This window comes from Kordiimonas lipolytica (assembly GCF_001550065.1).
In genome coordinates, this window is sequence record NZ_LRUB01000036.1 from 355001 (window position 1) to 358122 (window position 3122).

Annotated in this window: 2 rRNA genes (1 of these 2 cut by a window edge); both read left to right on the forward strand. The window is 53.2% G+C overall.

Features of this window, described 5'->3' with window-relative positions:
• Positions 1 to 2572, forward strand: a 23S ribosomal RNA gene (locus KORM41_RS21455); it begins 173 nt to the left of the window's first position.
• Positions 2573 to 2748: 176 nt separating this feature from the next.
• Positions 2749 to 2863 (forward strand): 5S ribosomal RNA (gene rrf, locus KORM41_RS21460).
• Positions 2864 to 3122 lie beyond the last annotated feature (259 nt).

The window sequence follows — 3122 nt, forward strand, 5'->3', positions numbered from 1 at the left end:
GAACCCGGCGAACTGAAACATCTAAGTAGCCGGAGGAAAAGACATCAACAGAGATTCCCCTAGTAGTGGCGAGCGAACGGGGACCAGGCCAGTGTTATCTTTTGATCTACCGGAACCATCTGGAAAGTTGGACCATAGTGGGTGATAGTCCTGTACGGGAAAGAAAAGAAGATAGCCTCGAGTAGGGCGGGACACGTGAAATCCTGTCTGAACATGGGAGGACCACCTTCCAAGCCTAAATACTACCATACGACCGATAGCGCACCAGTACCGTGAGGGAAAGGTGAAAAGTACCCCGATGAGGGGAGTGAAATAGAACCTGAAACCGAATGCCTACAAGCAGTCGGAGCGGACTTGTTCCGTGACGGCGTACCTTTTGTATAATGGGTCAGTGAGTTAGTCTACTTAGCAAGCCTAAGCCGTTAGGTGTAAGCGTAGCGAAAGCGAGTCTGAATAGGGCGACTGAGTTAAGTGGATTAGACCCGAAACCCGGCGATCTAGTTATGGGCAGGTTGAAGGTGCGGTAACACGCACTGGAGGACCGAACCCACGTCTGTTGAAAAAGACGGGGATGACTTGTGACTAGGGGTGAAAGGCCAATCAAGCCGGGAGATAGCTGGTTCTCCGCGAAAACTATTTAGGTAGTGCCTCAGGTATTACCTACGGGGGTAGAGCACTGGATGGATGCGGGGGGCGCGAGCCTTACCAATTCTAACCAAACTCCGAATACCGTAGAGTAGAGCCTGGGAGACAGACTGTGGGTGCTAAGGTCCATAGTCGAGAGGGAAACAGCCCTGACCACCAGCTAAGGTCCCTAAATCATGTCTAAGTGGGAAAGCATGTGAGACGGCCAAAACAACCAGGATGTTGGCTTAGAAGCAGCCATCATTTAAAGAAAGCGTAACAGCTCACTGGTCTAATTAAGCTGTCTTGCGGCGAAGATGTACCGGGGCTCAAGACATGTACCGAAGCTGTGGATTTGCACATTAGTGCAAGTGGTAGCGGAGCGTTCTGTAAGTCTGCGAAGGTGTGGCGTGAGCCATGCTGGAGATATCAGAAGTGAGAATGCTGACATGAGTAGCGATAAACAGTGTGAGAGACACTGTCGCCGAAATCCCAAGGGTTCCTGCGCAAGGCTAATCCGCGCAGGGTGAGTCGGCTCCTAAGGCGAGGCCGAAAGGCGTAGTCGATGGGAAACAGGTTAATATTCCTGTACCTGGTGGAATGTGACGGATACCGTAAGTTGTTCTTCCTTATTGGATTGGAAGGGCCGCGAAGGTGTCCCAGGAAATAGCACCACCATATAGACCGTACCCGAAACCGACACAGGTGGGATGGTAGAGCATACCAAGGCGCTTGAGAGAACTATGTTGAAGGAACTCGGCAAATTGCCTCCGTAACTTCGGGAGAAGGAGGCCCAGCTTTAAGGCAACTTTTAGCTGGGGGCACAAAAGAGGGGGTGGCGACTGTTTACTAAAAACACAGGGCTCTGCGAAGTCGCAAGACGACGTATAGGGTCTGACGCCTGCCCGGTGCCGGAAGGTTAAGAGGAGGTGTGAGAGCACCGAATTGAAGCCCCGGTAAACGGCGGCCGTAACTATAACGGTCCTAAGGTAGCGAAATTCCTTGTCGGGTAAGTTCCGACCTGCACGAATGGCGTAACGACTTCCCCACTGTCTCCAACATAGACTCAGCGAAATTGAATTCTCCGTGAAGATGCGGAGTACCCGCGGTTAGACGGAAAGACCCCGTGCACCTTTACTACAGCTTCAGTGTGGTATTAGGGACAACATGTGTAGCATAGGTGGGAGGCTTTGAAGCAGGGACGCCAGTCCTTGTGGAGCCAACCCTTGAAATACCACCCTTGTTGTTCCTGATATCTAACCACGTCCCGTGAACCCGGGACTGGGACCCACTGTGGCGGGTAGTTTGACTGGGGCGGTCGCCTCCCAAATGGTAACGGAGGCGCGCGAAGGTAGGCTCAGATCGGCCAGAAATCGATCGTTGAGTGCAATGGCATAAGCCTGCCTGACTGCGAGACTGACAAGTCGAGCAGAGACGAAAGTCGGTCATAGTGATCCGGTGGTTCTGTGTGGAAGGGCCATCGCTCAACGGATAAAAGGTACGCCGGGGATAACAGGCTGATACTGCCCAAGAGCTCATATCGACGGCAGTGTTTGGCACCTCGATGTCGGCTCATCTCATCCTGGGGCTGGAGCAGGTCCCAAGGGTATGGCTGTTCGCCATTTAAAGAGGTACGTGAGCTGGGTTTAGAACGTCGTGAGACAGTTCGGTCCCTATCTGCCGTGGGCGCAAGAGACTTGAGAGGAGCTGCCCCTAGTACGAGAGGACCGGGGTGGACGGACCTCTGGTGGACCTGTTGTGGCGCCAGCCGCATTGCAGGGTAGCTATGTCCGGACGGGATAACCGCTGAAAGCATCTAAGCGGGAAGCCCCCCTCAAGATAAGGTCTCTCTGAGAGCCGTGGAAGACCACCACGTTGATAGGTCAGGTGTGGAAGTGTGGCAACACATGAAGCTAACTGATACTAATTGCTCGATAGGCTTGAAGAGCCCCTCCATAGACAGAGAGGAATACTCTTTGTCCTGGTTCCGGTATCGCCACGGCGATCCCATGAACCGCGCTCAAGGCTGCTGCAGCCAAGAGCGGACAGAATGGAAATACTTCAAAGCATGCAAGACAAAAACGCAATCCGGTAAGCACTGCTTACTGTTTACTCTTTTGTTGATCTGGTGGTTATAACAAGATTGTCCCACCCGGTCCCATCCCGAACCCGGAAGTGAAAGGTCTTTGTGCCGATGGTACTTCGTCTTAAGGCGCGGAAGAGTAGGTCGCCGCCAGATCTACAAAAGAGTAAAACATCGTCACAATCTCAAAAAACTAACAAACCGCCCATAAGGCGGTTTTGTTGTTTTAAGAGGGAACGCTCAGCCCTCGCCGGAAAACCGGCAGCCCTGAGCGCGCTTCATGTGAGCGAAGCCCGTTAGGGATCGCGAAGCGGAAGCAACATTTATGACGCGGGCCAAAAGGCGCATTGCACGCGAAAGCGTGCCGCACCAAGCACCCCGCGGAAATGAAATTGACGCGGGGTGGAGCAGCCCG